Genomic DNA, 18,867 nt, shown 5'->3' with positions numbered 1-18,867 from the left:
AATTCTCACAATACAGGAGGATATACCATGAATCGACCTGAATCGCCTTCCTTTGCATTGCTTATCATTGATATGATCAATGACTTTGACTTCAAATACGGGAATATGCTCCTTGCACATACGAAACTTATCGTCGATCCGATCTTGAAATTAAAGAAGCAAATGAAAGAAAAAGGTTTTCCAATCATTTATATCAATGATCATTATGAGTTATGGCAGGCTGACTTCGATAAAATCATTGATAAATGTAAAAATGAAGGTAATGCCTCATTAATCGAAAGAATAAAACCTCAACAGGACGAATTTTTTCTCATCAAGCCGAAGCATTCAGCATTTTATGGGACGGCACTCAATACACTGCTTAAACGACTAAACGTGGATACCCTGATCATTACTGGCATAGCTGGCAACATCTGCGTGCTATTCACGGCCAATGATGCCTATATGCGGGAATATAAATTATGGATTCCGAAGGATTGCATTGCTTCTGCATCAAAGGAAGATAATCATTACGCATTAAAAATGATGAACCATGTTCTCAAGGCATCCATAAAACAAGGTGAAGACATGTAAGCATTCAATCGAACAAGGCATTAATCTACATACCTCCCCAATTAACACTCTTTCATTCTCTTTCTTTATCAACCTGACAAAAATGTCACTAAAGTCCCAAGTCTGTGATACAATATCTCTTGGCGAAAATCCTATGACCGGGAATTTTAGCTTGATACCTCATGAAGGAGGACAGATTGGATGAAATCCACCCCATTTATCACTGTCGAAGGTCCAATCGGTGTGGGAAAAACATCACTCGCAAAAGTTATCGCAGATCATTTTCAAATTTCATTATTAAGGGAAATTGTCGATGAAAATCCATTTCTCGGGAAATTCTATAAAGATATTGATGAGTGGAGCTTTCAAACAGAAATGTTTTTTCTGTGTAACCGTTATAAACAATTGGAAGATATCGAAAAAAAGTATCTTACTAATGACCAAGCCGTAGTGGCTGATTATCATATATTCAAGAACTTGATATTTGCTGAAAGAACGTTAAAGAACGAACAATACAATAAGTACCTTGAGATATTCAATATTTTAACACGGGATATGCCTGAACCTAATATGGTGATTTATTTAAACGCAAGCCTTGATACTCTTCTCTCCCGAATCGGTAAAAGAGGTCGTGAAATCGAAGAAAATATATCCTCCATTTATTTAGAGCAGTTATCCGCGGATTATCGAACATTCATGGAAACATTCGAGAAACAGCACCCTGACATCCCTGTTCTTACATTCAACGGAGATGAGCTGGATTTTGTCGGGAACAAGGATGATTTAAAAACGATAATCAGCCAAATAGAGAATGCCCTGCACAAAGGAGTAAAGTCAAATGAACTTACGAAAGAAATATAATATTCCAAACAACGCCGTCATTACGATAGCAGGGACGGTTGGCGTAGGAAAATCGACCATGACCAATGCGTTAGCCGATGCCCTTCAATTCAGGACATCATTTGAGAAGGTTGATACGAACCCCTACCTGGATAAGTTTTACGATGATTTTAATCGTTGGAGTTTCCACCTGCAAATCTATTTCCTCGCTGAACGTTTTAAAGAGCAAAAAAAAATCTTTGAATATGGCGGCGGTTTTATCCAAGACCGTTCCATTTATGAAGACACCGGGATTTTTGCAAAAATGCATTATGAAAAAGGCACGATGAATGACGTGGACTACGAAACGTATACAAGCCTTTTCAATGCCATGGTAATGACGCCATACTTCCCGCACCCTGATTTACTTATCTATCTCGAAGGTTCGATCGATGATATCCTCAACCGGATCCAAGAGCGCGGCCGTCCAATGGAACAGCATACCCCAATTGAATATTGGCAGGAAATGCACGGCCGTTACGAAGAATGGATTGATCAATTCAACGCCTGCCCTGTCCTTCGATTAAATATAAACGAATATGATCTTATGCAGGATGAAGCAAGTATCGAACCTCTTATAAAACGGATTGCCGAATATATGGAGCAAACCAAGTTGTTGCGAAATGTGTAAAACAGAAAAACCACCGGTTATCCGGTGGTTTTTTAATATATTAGAAAACAAAAATTCCGTTACATTACTGTAACGGAATTCATCGATATCCAATTTATGCGCTGTGGTTATTAATAAGTTATGGAGGAGGTAGAGGGATTCGAACCCCCGCGGGATTTGACTCCCCTGTCGGTTTTCAAGACCGATCCCTTCAGCCGGACTTGGGTATACCTCCGTATCAACATTTATTATATTACATGGAATCAAAATCAAAGTCAAGCCCTCTATAAAGTTTTTTTAAAATAATTTTCAAACTTTGATAAAAGGGGAATCAGCCTCTTTAACCAGAAGCTGATTCCCTTTGACTTACGGTTTAATGACTTCCGCACCGCGCATATATGGACGTAATACTTCAGGAATGATAACACTGCCATCTTCCTGCTGGTAATTCTCCAAAAGGGCAGCGACTGTACGGCCGATTGCCAAACCTGATCCATTTAGGGTATGGACGTGTTCCGGTTTGCCTTTTGCATCACGTCTGAAGCGAATATTGGCCCGTCTAGCCTGGAATGCTTCAAAGTTACTGCAAGAAGAAATTTCGCGATACGTTCCATAGCTCGGGATCCAAACCTCGATATCATACTTTTTAGCAGCTGTGAAACCAAGATCTCCTGTACACATGCTTAGCACTCGGTATGGAAGACCCAGCAATTGGAGGACCTTTTCGGCATGACCTGTGAGATTTTCCAACTCTGCATAGGAATCTTCCGGCTTCACGAACTTCACTAGTTCAACTTTATTGAACTGGTGCTGACGAATTAGCCCTCGCGTATCACGACCCGCAGATCCTGCCTCTGAACGGAATGAAGCACTGTATGCCGCATAGCTAATCGGCAGATCGTCCGTGCTCATGATTTCATCACGATGGAAATTTGTCACCGGCACTTCAGCTGTAGGAATCAAGAAGTAATCATCACTTTCAATACGGAAAGCATCCTCTTCGAATTTTGGCAATTGACCTGTCCCGGTCATGCTTGCACGGTTCACCATATATGGTGGCAGCATTTCTTCATATCCGTGTTCCTCAACATGAAGGTCTAACATAAAGCTAATTAGTGCACGCTCTAATCGAGCACCAAGACCCCGATAAAATACAAATCGGCTTCCGGTCACTTTTGCTGCCCGTTCAAAATCCAGGATGCCTAGATCTCCAGCTACATCCCAGTGTGGTTTCGGTTCAAACTTGAATTCAGGTAACTCCCCCCATTTACGGATTTCGACATTATCGTCTTCCGTCTCACCAACAGGCACGCTTTCATGCGGTATATTAGGAATGGAAAGAAGTAATGTTTCTAATTGTGCTTCCACTTCACGAAGCTCATCATCGAAACCTTTTATACGGTCACCGACTTCACGCATTTCCGTAATCAACTGATCTGCATCTTTTTTCTCCCGTTTCAATATGGCCACTTGCTGTGAAACTTCATTTCTTTGGCTTTTTAACTTTTCCGTTTCAGCAATTAAGGTCCGGCGCTTTACATCCAGTTCCTCGAATTTTCCTAAATCAGTTAAATCTTCACCTCTGAATTGCAATACACGCTTCACTTCTTCAAAATTATTTCTTACATATTTCAAATCCAACATTTCAGTTCCTCCTTAATGTTTTTGATGATTTATCAAAGAACGCAAAAAACTCCCGTCCCCTGAAGAAGGGACGAGAGTTAACCCGCGTTGCCACCCTAGTTGAAGGCCTATGAAAAACGCCTACCACTTATCACGATAACGGCTTTTAACCGAAAGTATTTACTGACCCAAAAGGCTTTCCATACTCTGCTCCAGGAGGGATTCACAAAACTCTCACACCGATTTCCACCAGCCATCGGCTCTCTGTAGAAAGAAATACTTGTTACTATTTCCTGTCATTGCTTTCTTATATAATCAAATTGTTTTCCATAATGTACTATAATTTTATACATTACGCAACCGTTTTATACAGTAAACTTAAAACCAGCCTTTAACAGTGGAAGCCACACTGCTCCAAACGTCTCCAAAGAATCCGCCAACCGCCCGCATTGATAATACGAACCAGTTTGCCTTTTCAACGGATTCGGCAGCTACGACGTTAACCTTAACTGGATCGCCGTTGATGTACCCGTAATCTTCTCCTTTTTTAGGAGTGACTGTGATGTAGCCTAGCTTTTCACCTTTTTTGATTGGTGCAGTCAGCTTACCATCATCATTCAATTTGTTTTTATCGATCACTAAATCTGTTTTATAGTTGTCTTTCCCACCATTTTCAACAAGTAGCTCGATTGCTTTTTCAGATTGAATCTTAACTTCTTTTTCCTTGCCTTTCACTACTGAAAGTGTTTCTTTCCCTTTCACCTGGTAGTTGGCTGGAAGGACTTTTTCCTTTTTAAATGTTGCATAAGCATAGTTCATAAGCTTAGTGCTATCTGCAAAACGTTCGTTTTTATTAGTGGACTTCATGACCACCGTGATATAGCGCTGACCGTCCCGGATAACCGTCCCTGTATGGCCATAACCGGCAAAGTCGGTAGATCCCGTCTTTAGTCCGTCTACGCCTTTATATTCAAAAATCAGGCCAGGCAGCATCCAGTTGAAGTTCGGATATTCTTTTCCATCACGGAACTTCAATTTAGGAATGCTGGCGATTTTTAAAACTTCCGGATAATCATTTATTAAACGATAAGCAAGAAGTGCAGTATCTTTTGCTGTCATGATATTTTCATCATCTTCATCACCTGAAGGATATTGCCCTAATAAATCGGAGTTATTCAACCCGCTGGCGTTAACGAATTTATGATTTTTCAAGCCTAATTCTTTTGCTTTTTCGTTCATTAACTTAACGAAGCTCTTTTCACTTCCGGAAACTAGCTGTGCTAAAGCTACTGTTGCCGCATTTCCTGAATAGACGGCCATAGCTTGATATAGTTCCTTAACTGTATAATCTTCACCTTCCGTTAACCCAACATTCGACAAATTGGGTGCTTTTGAAAGGTCATGTACATATTTATTTATTTTTACTTTTTGATCCCAACTGATTTTCCCATTTTCAATTGACTCCATTATGATGTACTCGGTCATCATTTTAGACATGGATGCAATCCCTAATACTTTATCGGCATTTTTTTCATACACGATTTGTCCCGTTTCACCATCGATTATGATGGCTGCCTCTGCTTTTAAACCTAAATTATCAGATTCAGCAACAGCTTCCCCCGGTTGATAGGCAAATTGCGACATAACAAGAACAAAAACAAAAGTGAAAATGAGGGTCATCTTGCTGATTTTTTTCAATTTCCAATACCTCCAACTTTTAAGCTAATCTCTATAACAAAGAAGAAACTTTATGTAAATCCCTTGACACCTTGTCTAGTTTATCACAGAAAAAATAAAAAAAATAGACAGAGTAATCGCAGACTCTGTCTATTTTAACAATAAATTTTAATGACGATTATATGTTAAATTCATTACATTGAGTAGTTCGGTGCTTCTTTAGTTATTTGGACATCATGAGGATGGCTCTCCCTTAATCCAGCACCGGTCATTTTGACAAATTGAGAGTTTTCTCTCAACTCTTCCAATGTGGCTGTACCGCAATATCCCATACCTGAACGAATGCCGCCAATCAGTTGGAAAATGGTATCTGATAGAGGTCCTTTGTATGGAAGGCGCCCTTCGATGCCTTCCGGAACGAATTTCTTGTTATCTTCCTGGAAGTAACGATCCTTAGATCCTTTTTCCATTGCAGCAACAGATCCCATACCCCGATACACTTTAAAACGGCGACCTTGGAAAATTTCCGTTTCGCCAGGGCTTTCAGTTACACCTGCAAGCATACTGCCAAGCATTACTGCATGTCCACCTGCAGCCAGGGCTTTAACGATATCACCTGAATATTTAATTCCGCCATCAGCGATAATCGTTTTACCATGCTTTCTTGCTTCTGTTGCACAGTCGAAGACTGCCGTGATTTGTGGAACACCTACACCGGCTACAACCCTTGTCGTACAGATTGACCCTGGTCCGATTCCCACTTTCACTACATCGGCTCCCGCTTCAATCAATGCTTTCGTCCCTTCAGCTGTTGCCACATTACCGGCAATGATCGTCAATTCAGGATAAGTCGCGCGGATTTCCTTCACCATTTCAAGGACGCCTTCTGAATGACCGTGAGCTGTATCAAGTACAATTGCATCGACATGGGACTTAACAAGCATTTCAACACGCTTCATTGTATCCTTAGTGACTCCGACTGCAGCACCTGCAAGCAATCTCCCTTGCTTATCTTTCGCCGAATTCGGGAACTCAATGACTTTCTCGATATCCTTGATCGTAATAAGTCCTTTAAGAACTCCATTATCGTCTACAAGAGGAAGCTTTTCGATTTTATACTTTTGAAGAATCTTCTCTGCTTGTTCCAAGTTAGTTCCTACTGGTGCTGTGACGAGATTCTCAACAGTCATGACACTGGAAATCTTCAAGGAAAAATCGGAAATAAATCGCAAATCACGGTTTGTAATGATACCCACAAGTTTTTGATCCTCAATATTGTTGACTACAGGAACACCCGAAATGCGATATTTACCCATTAAATGCTCTGCATCGAATACCTGGTGATCTGGCGTCAAGAAAAATGGATCGGTAATTACACCGCTTTCTGAACGTTTTACTTTATCCACCAGTTCAGCTTGTGCTTCAATGGACATATTTTTATGAATGATACCCAATCCGCCTTGACGAGCCATGGCAATCGCCATCTCTGCTTCCGTCACGGTATCCATTCCTGCACTGATGATAGGAAGGTTGAGCTTTAAGTTTTCAGCTAAGTTGACTTGAAGGTTGACATCTTTCGGCAAAACCTCTGATTTCGCTGGAATTAATAGGACATCATCAAAGGTTAAACCTTCTTTTGCAAATTTATTTTCCCACATTATTTTCCCCTCCTGCTTAAAAATATTATTTGTAGGTTATCAATAGGACATACTACTGTCAAGAAGAGAAATAAATGTTTGATTATTCTATTAATTCGGAGGACAGCTGCAATGCCTGAAAACAATGATAATTTCGATAAATATACACCTTTTTTTTCCGCATCTTCCTCTCAACTTTTTTTACAAAAATGTTACACACAAGAAAAAATAGCAGAAGCGGAAATCAAAAGTTATGATAATTGTTATCCATTTATTTACCATCTTGAACATGCTAAAACATATTATAATCAGGCAGCCATTGCACCACTTTCCATTCAACCAATCCTTACATTTTATGGATTTGCCCAATTATTAAAGGCCTGTTTGCTCACGATTGATCCTAACTATCCGGAATCGACTTCGATGCTTGCCCATGGGGTAACTACGAGGAAAAAGAAAAAGCAACAATATGAATTTTTGAAGGATGAAGTAAAAACGCAAAAAAATGGACTTTTCACCTGCATCGCCGAGAAGTTATTTCATATCAAGCATCTGGAAGGTGAAAAGTTTTCCATGGGTACACTTATGAAAGAAATCCCGGATATGCAAAACTTTACATGGTCCATTTCCAAGAAAAATTTTGTCGCCCTACTACCCTTTCCCAATGGTTTTCAATTGCCTTCAACCATATTGGATAGCTATCAAATGTCCAGCAGTCGATTGGAAGAATTTTTGAAAGCTAAAACGAATCAAATTTACAGTATTTCGGAAGCTCCTGGAACACTGCATTTAAAGACAGAGGGTGTTCCCATTCATAATGCCACATCTCCAATACGGTATAATTTAGCAGAAGGACAATTCATGCTATCTCTGAATAAAGATTCGTCCGCTTTTTCATTACCTGAACTTTTGATTCATTATTTGATTTCTTATAACCTTAGCATAATAGCTCGTTATGAAACAGAATGGTGGGCAGAGCTGATGAAAACCATGCCTAATGACGATTACCCTTGCATTGTGCAATTCCTTAAAATAAGCCAAGCTAAGGTGCCATTTTTAATATTTGAATGGATTAAGTCGGAAAGGTTCCACATCTGATCCTTCCAACACCCTATTGGTGAAATAATCTGACCTGAAACGACAAAAAAAGACCAGCCGGATGGCTGATCTTTTTAAATGGCTTGGCGGCGTCCTACTCTCACAGGGGGAAACCCCCAACTACCATCGGCGCTGAAGAGCTTAACTGCCGTGTTCGGAATGGGAACGGGTGTGACCTCTTCGCTATCGCCACCAAACATAAAAGGAACGTTGTTCCTTCAAAACTAGATAATAAGAAGGTATTTCATTTTTTAAAAAGCGTTGGTTAAGTCCTCGATCTATTAGTATCAGTCAGCTCCACATGTCACCATGCTTCCACCTCTGACCTATCAACCTGATCATCTTTCAGGGATCTTACTAGCTTGCGCCATGGGAAATCTCATCTTGAGGGGGGCTTCATGCTTAGATGCTTTCAGCACTTATCCCGTCCGCACGTAGCTACCCAGCTATGCCTTTGGCAAGACAACTGGTACACCAGCGGTGCGTCCATCCCGGTCCTCTCGTACTAAGGACAGCTCCTCTCAAATTTCCTGCGCCCGCGACGGATAGGGACCGAACTGTCTCACGACGTTCTGAACCCAGCTCGCGTACCGCTTTAATGGGCGAACAGCCCAACCCTTGGGACCGACTACAGCCCCAGGATGCGATGAGCCGACATCGAGGTGCCAAACCTCCCCGTCGATGTGGACTCTTGGGGGAGATAAGCCTGTTATCCCCGGGGTAGCTTTTATCCGTTGAGCGATGGCCCTTCCATGCGGAACCACCGGATCACTAAGCCCGACTTTCGTCCCTGCTCGACTTGTAGGTCTCGCAGTCAAGCTCCCTTGTGCCTTTACACTCTACGAATGATTTCCAACCATTCTGAGGGAACCTTTGGGCGCCTCCGTTACTCTTTAGGAGGCGACCGCCCCAGTCAAACTGCCCACCTGACACTGTCTCCCACCCCGATAAGGGGCGCGGGTTAGAATTTCAATACAGCCAGGGTAGTATCCCACCAACGCCTCCACCGAAGCTGGCGCTCCGGCTTCTCAGGCTCCTACCTATCCTGTACAAGCTGTACCAAAATTCAATATCAGGCTGCAGTAAAGCTCCACGGGGTCTTTCCGTCCTGTCGCGGGTAACCTGCATCTTCACAGGTACTATAATTTCACCGAGTCTCTCGTTGAGACAGTGCCCAGATCGTTACACCTTTCGTGCGGGTCGGAACTTACCCGACAAGGAATTTCGCTACCTTAGGACCGTTATAGTTACGGCCGCCGTTTACTGGGGCTTCGGTTCAAAGCTTCGCTTGCGCTAACCTCTCCCCTTAACCTTCCAGCACCGGGCAGGTGTCAGCCCCTATACTTCGCCTTGCGGCTTCGCAGAGACCTGTGTTTTTGCTAAACAGTCGCCTGGGCCTATTCACTGCGGCTTTTCTGGGCTATTCACCCTAAAAAGCACCCCTTCTCCCGAAGTTACGGGGTCATTTTGCCGAGTTCCTTAACGAGAGTTCTCTCGCACACCTTAGGATTCTCTCCTCGCCTACCTGTGTCGGTTTGCGGTACGGGCACCTTACATCTCACTAGAGGCTTTTCTTGGCAGCGTGGAATCAGGAACTTCGGTACTATATTTCCCTCGCCATCACAGCTCCGCCTTAATGGAAACGGGATTTGCCTCGTTTCCGGCCTAACTGCTTGGACGCGCATATCCAACAGCGCGCTTACCCTATCCTTCTGCGTCCCCCCATCGTTCAAACGATGTATAGGTGGTACAGGAATATCAACCTGTTGTCCATCGCCTACGCCTTTCGGCCTCGGCTTAGGTCCCGACTAACCCTGAGCGGACGAGCCTTCCTCAGGAAACCTTAGGCATTCGGTGGAAGGGATTCTCACCCTTCTTTCGCTACTCATACCGGCATTCTCACTTCTAAGCGCTCCACCAGTCCTTCCGGTCTGACTTCAACGCCCTTAGAACGCTCTCCTACCATCGACACCATACGGTGTCAATCCACAGCTTCGGTGATACGTTTAGCCCCGGTACATTTTCGGCGCGGAGTCACTCGACCAGTGAGCTATTACGCACTCTTTAAATGGTGGCTGCTTCTAAGCCAACATCCTGGTTGTCTAAGCAACTCCACATCCTTTTCCACTTAACGTATACTTTGGGACCTTAGCTGGTGGTCTGGGCTGTTTCCCTTTCGACTACGGATCTTATCACTCGCAGTCTGACTCCCAAGAATAAGTATTTGGCATTCGGAGTTTGACTGAATTCGGTAACCCGTTGGGGGCCCCTAGTCCAATCAGTGCTCTACCTCCAATACTCTCATCTTGAGGCTAGCCCTAAAGCTATTTCGGAGAGAACCAGCTATCTCCAGGTTCGATTGGAATTTCTCCGCTACCCACACCTCATCCCCGCACTTTTCAACGTGCGTGGGTTCGGGCCTCCATTCAGTGTTACCTGAACTTCACCCTGGACATGGGTAGATCACCTGGTTTCGGGTCTACGACCTCATACTCATTCGCCCTATTCAGACTCGCTTTCGCTGCGGCTCCGTCTCATCAACTTAACCTCGCATGAAATCGTAACTCGCCGGTTCATTCTACAAAAGGCACGCCATTACCCATTAACGGGCTTTGACTACTTGTAGGCACACGGTTTCAGGATCTATTTCACTCCCCTTCCGGGGTGCTTTTCACCTTTCCCTCACGGTACTGGTTCACTATCGGTCACTAGGGAGTATTTAGCCTTGGGAGATGGTCCTCCCTGCTTCCGACGGGATTTCTCGTGTCCCGCCGTACTCAGGATCCACTCAGGAGGGAACGAAGTTTCAACTACAGGGTTTTTACCTTCTTCGACGGACCTTTCCAGGTCGCTTCATTTACCCCGTTCCTTTGTAACTCCATGTTGAGTGTCCTACAACCCCAAGAGGCAAGCCTCTTGGTTTGGGCTAATTCCGTTTCGCTCGCCGCTACTCAGGAAATCGCGTTTGCTTTCTCTTCCTCCGGGTACTTAGATGTTTCAGTTCCCCGGGTCTGCCTTCAGTACCCTATGTATTCAGGTAAAGATACTGTTCCATTACGAACAGTGGGTTTCCCCATTCGGAAATCTCCGGATCAAAGCTTACTTACAGCTCCCCGAAGCATATCGGTGTTAGTCCCGTCCTTCATCGGCTCCTAGTGCCAAGGCATCCACCGTGCGCCCTTTCTAACTTAACCGTTAAAAAAGATCTTACAGATGCTTTGAAAAAAATTAATTGCCTTCTATCTATTATCTAGTTTTCAAGGAACAAGCTGTCCCAATCACAACGTGATTGTTTCATTGGTGGAGCCTAGCGGGATCGAACCGCTGACCTCCTGCGTGCAAGGCAGGCGCTCTCCCAGCTGAGCTAAGGCCCCGTTTTGGGAAATGGAATGGTGGGCCTAAATGGACTCGAACCATCGACCTCACGCTTATCAGGCGTGCGCTCTAACCAGCTGAGCTATAGGCCCATTCACATAAATAATAAGCTTCTGCTTCCCAAGCTTATCGCGGGATTGCTATTTAATTGAATGAATCACTCATTCAAAACTGAACAAAACAAAAGCGCCTCGTAATTATCCTTAGAAAGGAGGTGATCCAGCCGCACCTTCCGATACGGCTACCTTGTTACGACTTCACCCCAATCATCTGTCCCACCTTAGGCGGCTGGCTCCATGAAGGTTACCTCACCGACTTCGGGTGTTACAAACTCTCGTGGTGTGACGGGCGGTGTGTACAAGGCCCGGGAACGTATTCACCGCGGCATGCTGATCCGCGATTACTAGCGATTCCGGCTTCATGCAGGCGAGTTGCAGCCTGCAATCCGAACTGAGAATGGCTTTATGGGATTCGCTTACCTTCGCAGGTTTGCAGCCCTTTGTACCATCCATTGTAGCACGTGTGTAGCCCAGGTCATAAGGGGCATGATGATTTGACGTCATCCCCACCTTCCTCCGGTTTGTCACCGGCAGTCACCTTAGAGTGCCCAACTGAATGCTGGCAACTAAGATCAAGGGTTGCGCTCGTTGCGGGACTTAACCCAACATCTCACGACACGAGCTGACGACAACCATGCACCACCTGTCACTCTGTCCCCCGAAGGGGAAAGCCCTATCTCTAGGGTTGTCAGAGGATGTCAAGACCTGGTAAGGTTCTTCGCGTTGCTTCGAATTAAACCACATGCTCCACCGCTTGTGCGGGCCCCCGTCAATTCCTTTGAGTTTCAGCCTTGCGGCCGTACTCCCCAGGCGGAGTGCTTAATGCGTTAGCTGCAGCACTAAAGGGCGGAAACCCTCTAACACTTAGCACTCATCGTTTACGGCGTGGACTACCAGGGTATCTAATCCTGTTTGCTCCCCACGCTTTCGCGCCTCAGTGTCAGTTACAGACCAGAAAGTCGCCTTCGCCACTGGTGTTCCTCCAAATCTCTACGCATTTCACCGCTACACTTGGAATTCCACTTTCCTCTTCTGCACTCAAGTTCCCCAGTTTCCAATGACCCTCCACGGTTGAGCCGTGGGCTTTCACATCAGACTTAAGGAACCACCTGCGCGCGCTTTACGCCCAATAATTCCGGACAACGCTTGCCACCTACGTATTACCGCGGCTGCTGGCACGTAGTTAGCCGTGGCTTTCTGGTTAGGTACCGTCAAGGTACCAGCAGTTACTCTGGTACTTGTTCTTCCCTAACAACAGAACTTTACGACCCGAAGGCCTTCTTCGTTCACGCGGCGTTGCTCCGTCAGACTTTCGTCCATTGCGGAAGATTCCCTACTGCTGCCTCCCGTAGGAGTCTGGGCCGTGTCTCAGTCCCAGTGTGGCCGATCACCCTCTCAGGTCGGCTACGCATCGTCGCCTTGGTGAGCCATTACCTCACCAACTAGCTAATGCGCCGCGGGCCCATCTATAAGTGACAGCGTAAACCGTCTTTCCATCTTCTCTCATGCGAGAAAAGAACGTATCCGGTATTAGCTCCGGTTTCCCGAAGTTATCCCAGTCTTATAGGCAGGTTGCCCACGTGTTACTCACCCGTCCGCCGCTAATCTCAGGGAGCAAGCTCCCGTCGATTCGCTCGACTTGCATGTATTAGGCACGCCGCCAGCGTTCGTCCTGAGCCAGGATCAAACTCTCCGAAGAAATGTTTGACTTGCTCATTTGCTTTTTTGATAGTGTGTGCTCACTTAAAATTTAACGTTGGCGCTTTGTTCTGTTCAGTTTTCAAAGAGCGATTTATTGTCGTTACTTCGTAAGCGACTTTAATAATATATCATTTATATTATTCCTTGTCAACAACTTTATTCTTTCGCTGTCGACTTAGTTATTATATCTAGTATCAGGAATAAAAGCAATAGTTATTTTAAAATAAATAATATTCATCCATTCATAGATTTCAAATACTATGACTTTACCCCTGATCAAGAAGAAGAAGCTTAGATTTCAAGAGTGAATTTTTTCTTTAAACATTGATAGTACTTCTTTTATATATAATTCACGATTAATCCCTAAATTGATAATTTGCCCACTATCCATCACCTTTATGACCGGTCATGTTTGCGAGCCAGCATCAATAAAAATGATTTCAGCGATGAATCCATTGTTCAGTTTGACCCGGCTTCCCATGGAAAAATTAGCGAAGCTTATTAGGGAAGTAACTTGAAGCCAACGAGTCTTTACCCAAACCCGAACACTCTAATATCATTTGATACCGAGCTAATGCAAAAAAGACCCAGCTTTATTGCTGGGTCTTCAATGTTTTTACGGTTTATACAATTTGAGCGTTGCTTATAGATACCCCCGCTGTCTCATTGTTTCAAAAAAATCAAAGGGAATTTCAAAAGGGGCTCGGAATTAAAATTCCGAACCCCTTTTTTAGTAAAAGATTATTCTTCCGTATCTTTTTCAGTTTCTTCATTTTCTTCATTTACCGTAGGTTCAGGATCAGAATCCGGGTCTAGAGTTGTTACCGCCTCTATTTCCATGTCTTTTTCTTCTTCTTCTTCCCTTCCTACGATGGCCACCGTAGAAACATATTCATTATCTGCAGATTCAAGTCTGATGAGCTTAACACCCTGTGTATTACGGCCCGTTTTAGAAATGCCTTCGACTTCCATTCGGATCAATACACCAGCTGCTGTAATCAGCATCAAATCTTCATCTTCACCCGTAACTGTTTTCACGGCTATAAGTTCACCATTTTTCTCAGTGACATTACATGTTTTTATTCCTTTGCCTCCACGGCTTTGAATACGGTATTCTTCCGCAGAGGTCCTTTTTCCATAACCGTTTTTCGTAACGATCAGGACTTCTTCATCATCTTCAAGAATTTCCATTCCGACAACTTCATCATTTGTCCCTAAGGAAATTCCTTTTACTCCTGCTGCAGTACGTCCCATTGTCCGTACATCCGTCTCTGGGAAACGAATCATCATACCGGACTTCGTTCCAATTATGATCTGTTTCTCTCCATTCGTAAGTCGGACAGAGATCAATTCATCATCTTCACGTAAACCTAGGGCAATTAAACCGTTATTACGGATATTTGCAAAAGACGATAAAGGTGTACGCTTTGATATCCCATGTCTGGTCGTGAAGAATAAATACCAATCGTCCGCAAATTCCTTCACAGGTATGATTGCATTGACCCACTCGCCTTTATCGACTTCCAACAAGTTGATAAGCGGCAATCCTTTTGCCGTCCTGCCATATTCAGGTATTTCATATCCTTTTGAACGATAGACTTTACCTTTGTTGGTGAAGAATAATAGAGTGTCATGAGTCGAAGTGGTTAACAAGTGACCGACAAAGTCATCTGTATTCGTTCCCATACCCTGTATTCCGCGCCCCCCGCGTTTTTGACTGCGGTATGTGGTTGCAGGCAAGCGTTTAATATAACCGTTATGCGTAAGTGTTACGATTATATTTTCCTCTGGGATTAAATCTTCATCTTCCAGGCTTTCAAAGCCGGCTAATGTGATTTCGGTTCTCCGTTTATCATCAAAACGTTCTTTAATTTCAAGAAGCTCTTCACGGATAATTTCAAGAACCTTTTCTTCATCAGCAAGAATCGCTTTATATTCTGCAATTATAGCCATTAATGCCTGATATTCATCTTCAATTTTTTCACGTTCCAGACCTGTCAAGCGCTGTAAACGCATATCCAGGATAGCTTGCGCCTGTTTTTCGGAAAGTGAGAATTGTGTCATTAAGCCTTCACGGGCAATATCTGTCGTTTGGGAACTGCGGATCAACGAGATGACTGCATCCAAATTATCAAGTGCAATACGCAAACCTTCTAAAATATGGGCACGGGCCTCCGCTTTCCGCAGTTCAAATTCAGTCCTGCGACGTATGACTACCTGCTGATGCTCCAAGTAGTAGCGCAGGCATTGTTTTAAATTCAGCACCTTTGGCTGACCGTCCACCAAAGCAAGCAGATTGATTCCGAAGGTGGTCTGCATCGCGGTGTGCTTATACAGGTTGTTTAAAAGGACATTCGCATTAACATCCTTTCGAAGCTCCATGACAATACGCATACCATTGCGATCCGATTCATCCCGTAAGTCGGTGATGCCTTCGATTTTCTTATCTCGGGCAAGTTCTGCAATTTTTTCAATCAATCTTGCTTTATTCACTTGATAAGGGATTTCCTTAACAAGGATTACCTGTTTACCATTCGGTTTTTCTTCAATCTCTACTTTCGCCCGTTGAATGATTGACCCTTTACCGGTTTCATAGGCCTTTCTGATTCCGCTTCTCCCTAAAATCAAACCGGCTGTCGGAAAGTCCGGACCAGGAATATATTCCATCAACTCTGGAATTGTAATCTCAGGATTCTTGCTTAAAGCCAATACGCCGTCAATTACCTCACCTAATTGATGGGGCGGAATATTGGTTGCCATTCCTACCGCTATTCCTGATGAACCATTCACCAACAAGTTCGGGAAACGGGCAGGCATGACGGCTGGTTCTCTTTCTGAACCATCGTAGTTATCCTGGAAATTGACCGTATCTTTATTTAAGTCCCGGAGTAACTCCATCGAGATCTTCGACATTCTCGCTTCGGTGTACCTCATTGCGGCAGCTTGGTCACCATCGACCGAACCGAAATTCCCATGTCCATCTACAAGCATATAGCGATAGTTAAAAGGTTGCGCCATCCGTACCATCGTTTCATATACTGCCGAATCACCATGCGGGTGATATTTACCGATAACTTCCCCGACAATACGGGCTGATTTCTTAAATGGTTTATCCGAAGTCATTCCAAGATCGTTCATTGCATAAAGAATTCTTCGGTGTACCGGTTTCAAACCGTCCCTTACATCAGGCAAAGCCCGCGACACGATAACGCTCATCGCATAATCCAAAAACGATGTCCGCATCTCGGTACTTATATTTATTTCTTTAACACCTGATCTTTCATTTTCTGACATGGAGCCAACCTCCTATTAAAAGCTTATATCTCATTTAAGTTTAACTGTTCGTGCACTATGTAAAGAACAGGATGTAAAAAGCATCCTGTCAAAAATCAGATATCAAGATTTTTTACATAAATTGCATTTTCTTCAATGAAGTTACGTCGCGGTTCCACCTTGTCGCCCATCAGCATCTCGAAAGTTTCATCTGCCTCGGCGGCATCTTTCAAACTGACTTGAAGCAGCGTTCTCGTTTCTGGGTTCATGGTCGTTTCCCACAATTGCTCCGGATTCATTTCCCCCAGCCCTTTATAACGCTGCAGGTTAGGCTTTGGAGTAGTTGGCAAACTTGCCATGATTTCTTCAAGCTCGCGGTCATTATATGCATAATCCACTTTTTTCCCTTGCTGAATCTTGAAAAGTGGTGGCTGAGCAATATATATATATCCATACTCGATGATTTTTCTCATATACCGGTAGAAGAATGTCAACATCAGTGTTCTGATATGGGCACCATCCACATCCGCATCCGTCATAATAACAATTTTATGGTATCTGGCTTTTTCAGTATTGAATTCATCACCAATGCCCGTTCCTAGTGCTGTGATGATCGTACCTATTTCTTCATTGTGCAGGATTCTGTCCAATCGCGCTTTCTCAACATTCAGGATTTTACCCCTTAGCGGCAATATGGCCTGGAAATGGCGGTCCCGCCCTTGTTTTGCCGAGCCTCCCGCAGAGTTTCCTTCAACGATGTATAATTCGCTGATACTCGGGTCCTTAGAAGAACAATCTGCCAATTTACCTGGTAGATTGGATACTTCCAAAGCACTTTTCCTCCGGGTCAATTCACGTGCTTTCTTCGCTGCCAAACGGGCTCTCGCTGCCATTTGCCCTTTATCTACTATTTTTCGGGCCACGGCAGGATTTTCGTATAAGAAGGCATCAAGTCGTTCCGAAAGAATGGAATCAGTAACCGTTCTTACCTCAGAGTTTCCGAGTTTGGTTTTCGTCTGACCTTCAAATTGCGGATCAGGATGCTTAATCGAAATGATTGCCGTTAAACCTTCCCGGACATCTTCACCTGAGAAATTGGCATCCGCTTCTTTTAAAAGACCATTTTTCCGTGCATAATCATTGATGACACGGGTCAAAGCAGTCTTGAATCCCGATTCATGTGTACCGCCTTCATAGGTATGAATATTATTGGCAAAAGAAAAGACATTGCTGATATAGCTATCATTATATTGCAAGGCCAATTCAACGGAAATTCCATCTTTCTCGCCTTCCATGAAAATCGGTTCCTCATGCAATACCTCTTTAGAACGGTTCAAATGCTCAACATAGGATTTGATACCGCCCTCATAGTGGAACTCCCTGATTTTTTCTTCTTCTTCACGTTTATCTTCAATGATCAGCTTCAACCCTTTATTCAGGAATGCAAGCTCACGGATTCTCGTGGCTAATGTATCAAAGTCATATTCCAAGGTATCCGTGAAGATTTCACCATCAGGAATGAAGTGTACAGTCGTTCCGGTATGATCGGTTTCCCCGATGATTTTCAAATCTTCTTTTGGGATACCGCGGTTAAATTGCTGATAATGGATTTTACCTTCACGATGAACGTAAACTTCCAATACCGTGGATAAGGCATTAACTACTGATGCCCCCACACCATGCAGACCGCCGGAGACCTTATAACCTCCGCCGCCAAATTTACCGCCCGCATGAAGGACCGTCATGATTACTTCTACAGCCGGGCGTCCCATTTTTTCATGGATCCCCACAGGAATTCCCCGACCATTATCGACTACGGTTATGCTATTATCTTCTTCGATCGTCACTTTGATTTCCGTACAGAAACCAGCCAGTGCCTCATCAATACTATTATCGACAATTTCCCAAACAAGATGGTGAAGTCCTTTTGCAGAGGTAGTGCCGATATACATCCCCGGACGTTTACGAACTGCTTCTAAGCCTTCTAAAACCTGTATCTGATTCTCATCGTATGCCTGAGCTTGTACTTCTTTTTGTTCCATTGTCATACGTATCACCTACACTTTTCTTTTGGCATTTATCAATTTTCAGGAGTAATTATAACGTTTAGCTACAATTCAAAGAATATCTATATCATCGATTAAGAGCGATGGCTGCAGTGAACGCTTTTTCAAGGTGGACGACGCGAGCGGTGAATAATAAACCTGTTTGTCCGTCACTACAATCGATTTAACCGAGTTTTTTGCTAAATGGGAAGTTACATCGGACTTTTTCTCCAAAAATTCACTCATGATTGGAGAGGCCTGAAGCAGCTTCTTATCTAAAATGGCTATGACATCGTCCGTTTTCACAAGAATGTCTTCACCAATGTGGAGATACATAC

The 18,867-nt window shown here is 43.7% G+C and carries 10 protein-coding genes, 3 tRNA genes, 3 rRNA genes and 1 other annotated feature; of the genes, 4 read left to right on the top strand and 12 right to left on the bottom strand.

Going from position 1 to position 18,867, the window contains the following annotated elements; all coding sequences use genetic code 11:
* The first annotated feature begins 27 nt into the window (after nt 1-27).
* The 3 genes from NYE65_RS12675 to NYE65_RS12665 all read left to right on the top strand — a co-directional run bounded on the left by NYE65_RS12675 (nt 28) and on the right by NYE65_RS12665 (nt 2,062).
* Entirely contained in the window at nt 28-573 is a 546-nt protein-coding gene (locus NYE65_RS12675; RefSeq protein WP_340861027.1) for an isochorismatase family cysteine hydrolase, read from the top strand.
* A 180-nt stretch (nt 574-753) separates the two neighbouring features.
* Complete coding sequence (locus NYE65_RS12670; RefSeq protein ID WP_063589582.1) at nt 754-1,413, top strand: deoxynucleoside kinase; 660 nt, start codon at nt 754-756, stop codon at nt 1,411-1,413.
* The gene (locus NYE65_RS12665; RefSeq protein ID WP_340861026.1) at nt 1,391-2,062 is read left to right on the top strand and encodes a deoxynucleoside kinase; all 672 of its coding nucleotides are present in this window, start codon (nt 1,391-1,393) and stop codon (nt 2,060-2,062) included. Before NYE65_RS12670 ends, NYE65_RS12665 begins: the two co-directional genes overlap by 23 nt.
* A gap of 121 nt (nt 2,063-2,183) precedes the next feature.
* On the opposite strand, the gene NYE65_RS12660 is transcribed toward NYE65_RS12665, so the two are convergent.
* The 4 genes from NYE65_RS12660 to guaB form a co-directional block, all read right to left on the bottom strand.
* Nucleotides 2,184-2,276 (bottom strand) — tRNA-Ser (locus NYE65_RS12660).
* Between the two features lie 131 nt (nt 2,277-2,407).
* Entirely contained in the window at nt 2,408-3,685 is a 1,278-nt protein-coding gene (gene serS, locus NYE65_RS12655) for a serine--tRNA ligase (RefSeq protein ID WP_328177898.1), read from the bottom strand.
* A gap of 63 nt (nt 3,686-3,748) precedes the next feature.
* Nucleotides 3,749-3,973 (bottom strand) — a binding site (T-box leader).
* Between the two features lie 69 nt (nt 3,974-4,042).
* The gene (locus tag NYE65_RS12650; RefSeq protein WP_340861025.1) at nt 4,043-5,362 is read right to left on the bottom strand and encodes a D-alanyl-D-alanine carboxypeptidase family protein; all 1,320 of its coding nucleotides are present in this window, start codon (nt 5,360-5,362) and stop codon (nt 4,043-4,045) included.
* Between the two features lie 173 nt (nt 5,363-5,535).
* A complete protein-coding gene (gene guaB / locus NYE65_RS12645) occupies nt 5,536-6,999 on the bottom strand; it encodes an IMP dehydrogenase (RefSeq protein WP_048688703.1) in 1,464 nt (487 codons plus the stop codon).
* Between the two features lie 111 nt (nt 7,000-7,110).
* On the opposite strand from guaB, the gene NYE65_RS12640 reads away from it, so the two are divergent.
* Nucleotides 7,111-8,076 (top strand): YaaC family protein, encoded by a 966-nt coding sequence (locus NYE65_RS12640; RefSeq protein ID WP_328177899.1) that lies wholly within the window; start codon nt 7,111-7,113, stop codon nt 8,074-8,076.
* An 81-nt stretch (nt 8,077-8,157) separates the two neighbouring features.
* Here NYE65_RS12640 and rrf read toward each other — a convergent pair.
* The 8 genes from rrf to remB all read right to left on the bottom strand — a co-directional run bounded on the left by rrf (nt 8,158) and on the right by remB (nt 18,865).
* Nucleotides 8,158-8,273 (bottom strand): 5S ribosomal RNA (gene rrf / locus NYE65_RS12635).
* Nucleotides 8,274-8,337: 64 nt separating this feature from the next.
* Nucleotides 8,338-11,270 (bottom strand): 23S ribosomal RNA (locus NYE65_RS12630).
* A gap of 104 nt (nt 11,271-11,374) precedes the next feature.
* Nucleotides 11,375-11,450, bottom strand: a tRNA-Ala gene (locus NYE65_RS12625).
* 16 nt (nt 11,451-11,466) lie between these two features.
* Nucleotides 11,467-11,543 (bottom strand) — tRNA-Ile (locus NYE65_RS12620).
* A gap of 115 nt (nt 11,544-11,658) precedes the next feature.
* Nucleotides 11,659-13,209 (bottom strand): 16S ribosomal RNA (locus tag NYE65_RS12615).
* Together the 16S, 23S and 5S rRNA genes with 2 tRNA genes alongside form the textbook arrangement of a ribosomal RNA operon.
* Before the next feature lie 743 nt (nt 13,210-13,952).
* The gene (gene gyrA / locus NYE65_RS12610; protein WP_063574565.1) at nt 13,953-16,505 is read right to left on the bottom strand and encodes a DNA gyrase subunit A; all 2,553 of its coding nucleotides are present in this window, start codon (nt 16,503-16,505) and stop codon (nt 13,953-13,955) included.
* A gap of 95 nt (nt 16,506-16,600) precedes the next feature.
* On the bottom strand, nt 16,601-18,526 hold the full coding sequence (gene gyrB, locus NYE65_RS12605) for a DNA topoisomerase (ATP-hydrolyzing) subunit B (RefSeq protein WP_268936136.1): 1,926 nt from the start codon (nt 18,524-18,526) through the stop codon (nt 16,601-16,603).
* 75 nt (nt 18,527-18,601) lie between these two features.
* Nucleotides 18,602-18,865 carry an extracellular matrix regulator RemB gene (remB, locus tag NYE65_RS12600; RefSeq protein WP_034316197.1) on the bottom strand — a complete coding sequence of 88 codons (264 nt, stop codon included), beginning with the start codon at nt 18,863-18,865 and terminating at the stop codon, nt 18,602-18,604.
* Between the last annotated feature and the right edge of the window lie 2 nt (nt 18,866-18,867).

It is taken from the genome of Peribacillus sp. FSL R5-0717, from assembly GCF_038002945.1.
GTDB classification, from domain to species: Bacteria; Bacillota; Bacilli; order Bacillales; family DSM-1321; genus Peribacillus; species Peribacillus frigoritolerans.
This window is presented reverse-complemented; position numbering and strand designations above follow the sequence as displayed.

Bases quoted from the DNA above. Each gene is read 5' to 3' on its own strand.
- NYE65_RS12665 (WP_340861026.1), top strand. From the start codon at position 1,391: ATGAACTTACGAAAGAAATATAATATTCCAAACAACGCCGTCATTACG.
- NYE65_RS12675 (WP_340861027.1), top strand. From the start codon at position 28: ATGAATCGACCTGAATCGCCTTCCTTTGCATTGCTTATCATTGATATG.
- gyrB (WP_268936136.1), bottom strand. From the start codon at position 18,526: ATGGAACAAAAAGAAGTACAAGCTCAGGCATACGATGAGAATCAGATA.
- NYE65_RS12670 (WP_063589582.1), top strand. From the start codon at position 754: ATGAAATCCACCCCATTTATCACTGTCGAAGGTCCAATCGGTGTGGGA.
- NYE65_RS12640 (WP_328177899.1), top strand. From the start codon at position 7,111: ATGCCTGAAAACAATGATAATTTCGATAAATATACACCTTTTTTTTCC.
- guaB (WP_048688703.1), bottom strand. From the start codon at position 6,999: ATGTGGGAAAATAAATTTGCAAAAGAAGGTTTAACCTTTGATGATGTC.
- serS (WP_328177898.1), bottom strand. From the start codon at position 3,685: ATGTTGGATTTGAAATATGTAAGAAATAATTTTGAAGAAGTGAAGCGT.
- gyrA (WP_063574565.1), bottom strand. From the start codon at position 16,505: ATGTCAGAAAATGAAAGATCAGGTGTTAAAGAAATAAATATAAGTACC.
- remB (WP_034316197.1), bottom strand. From the start codon at position 18,865: ATGTATCTCCACATTGGTGAAGACATTCTTGTGAAAACGGACGATGTC.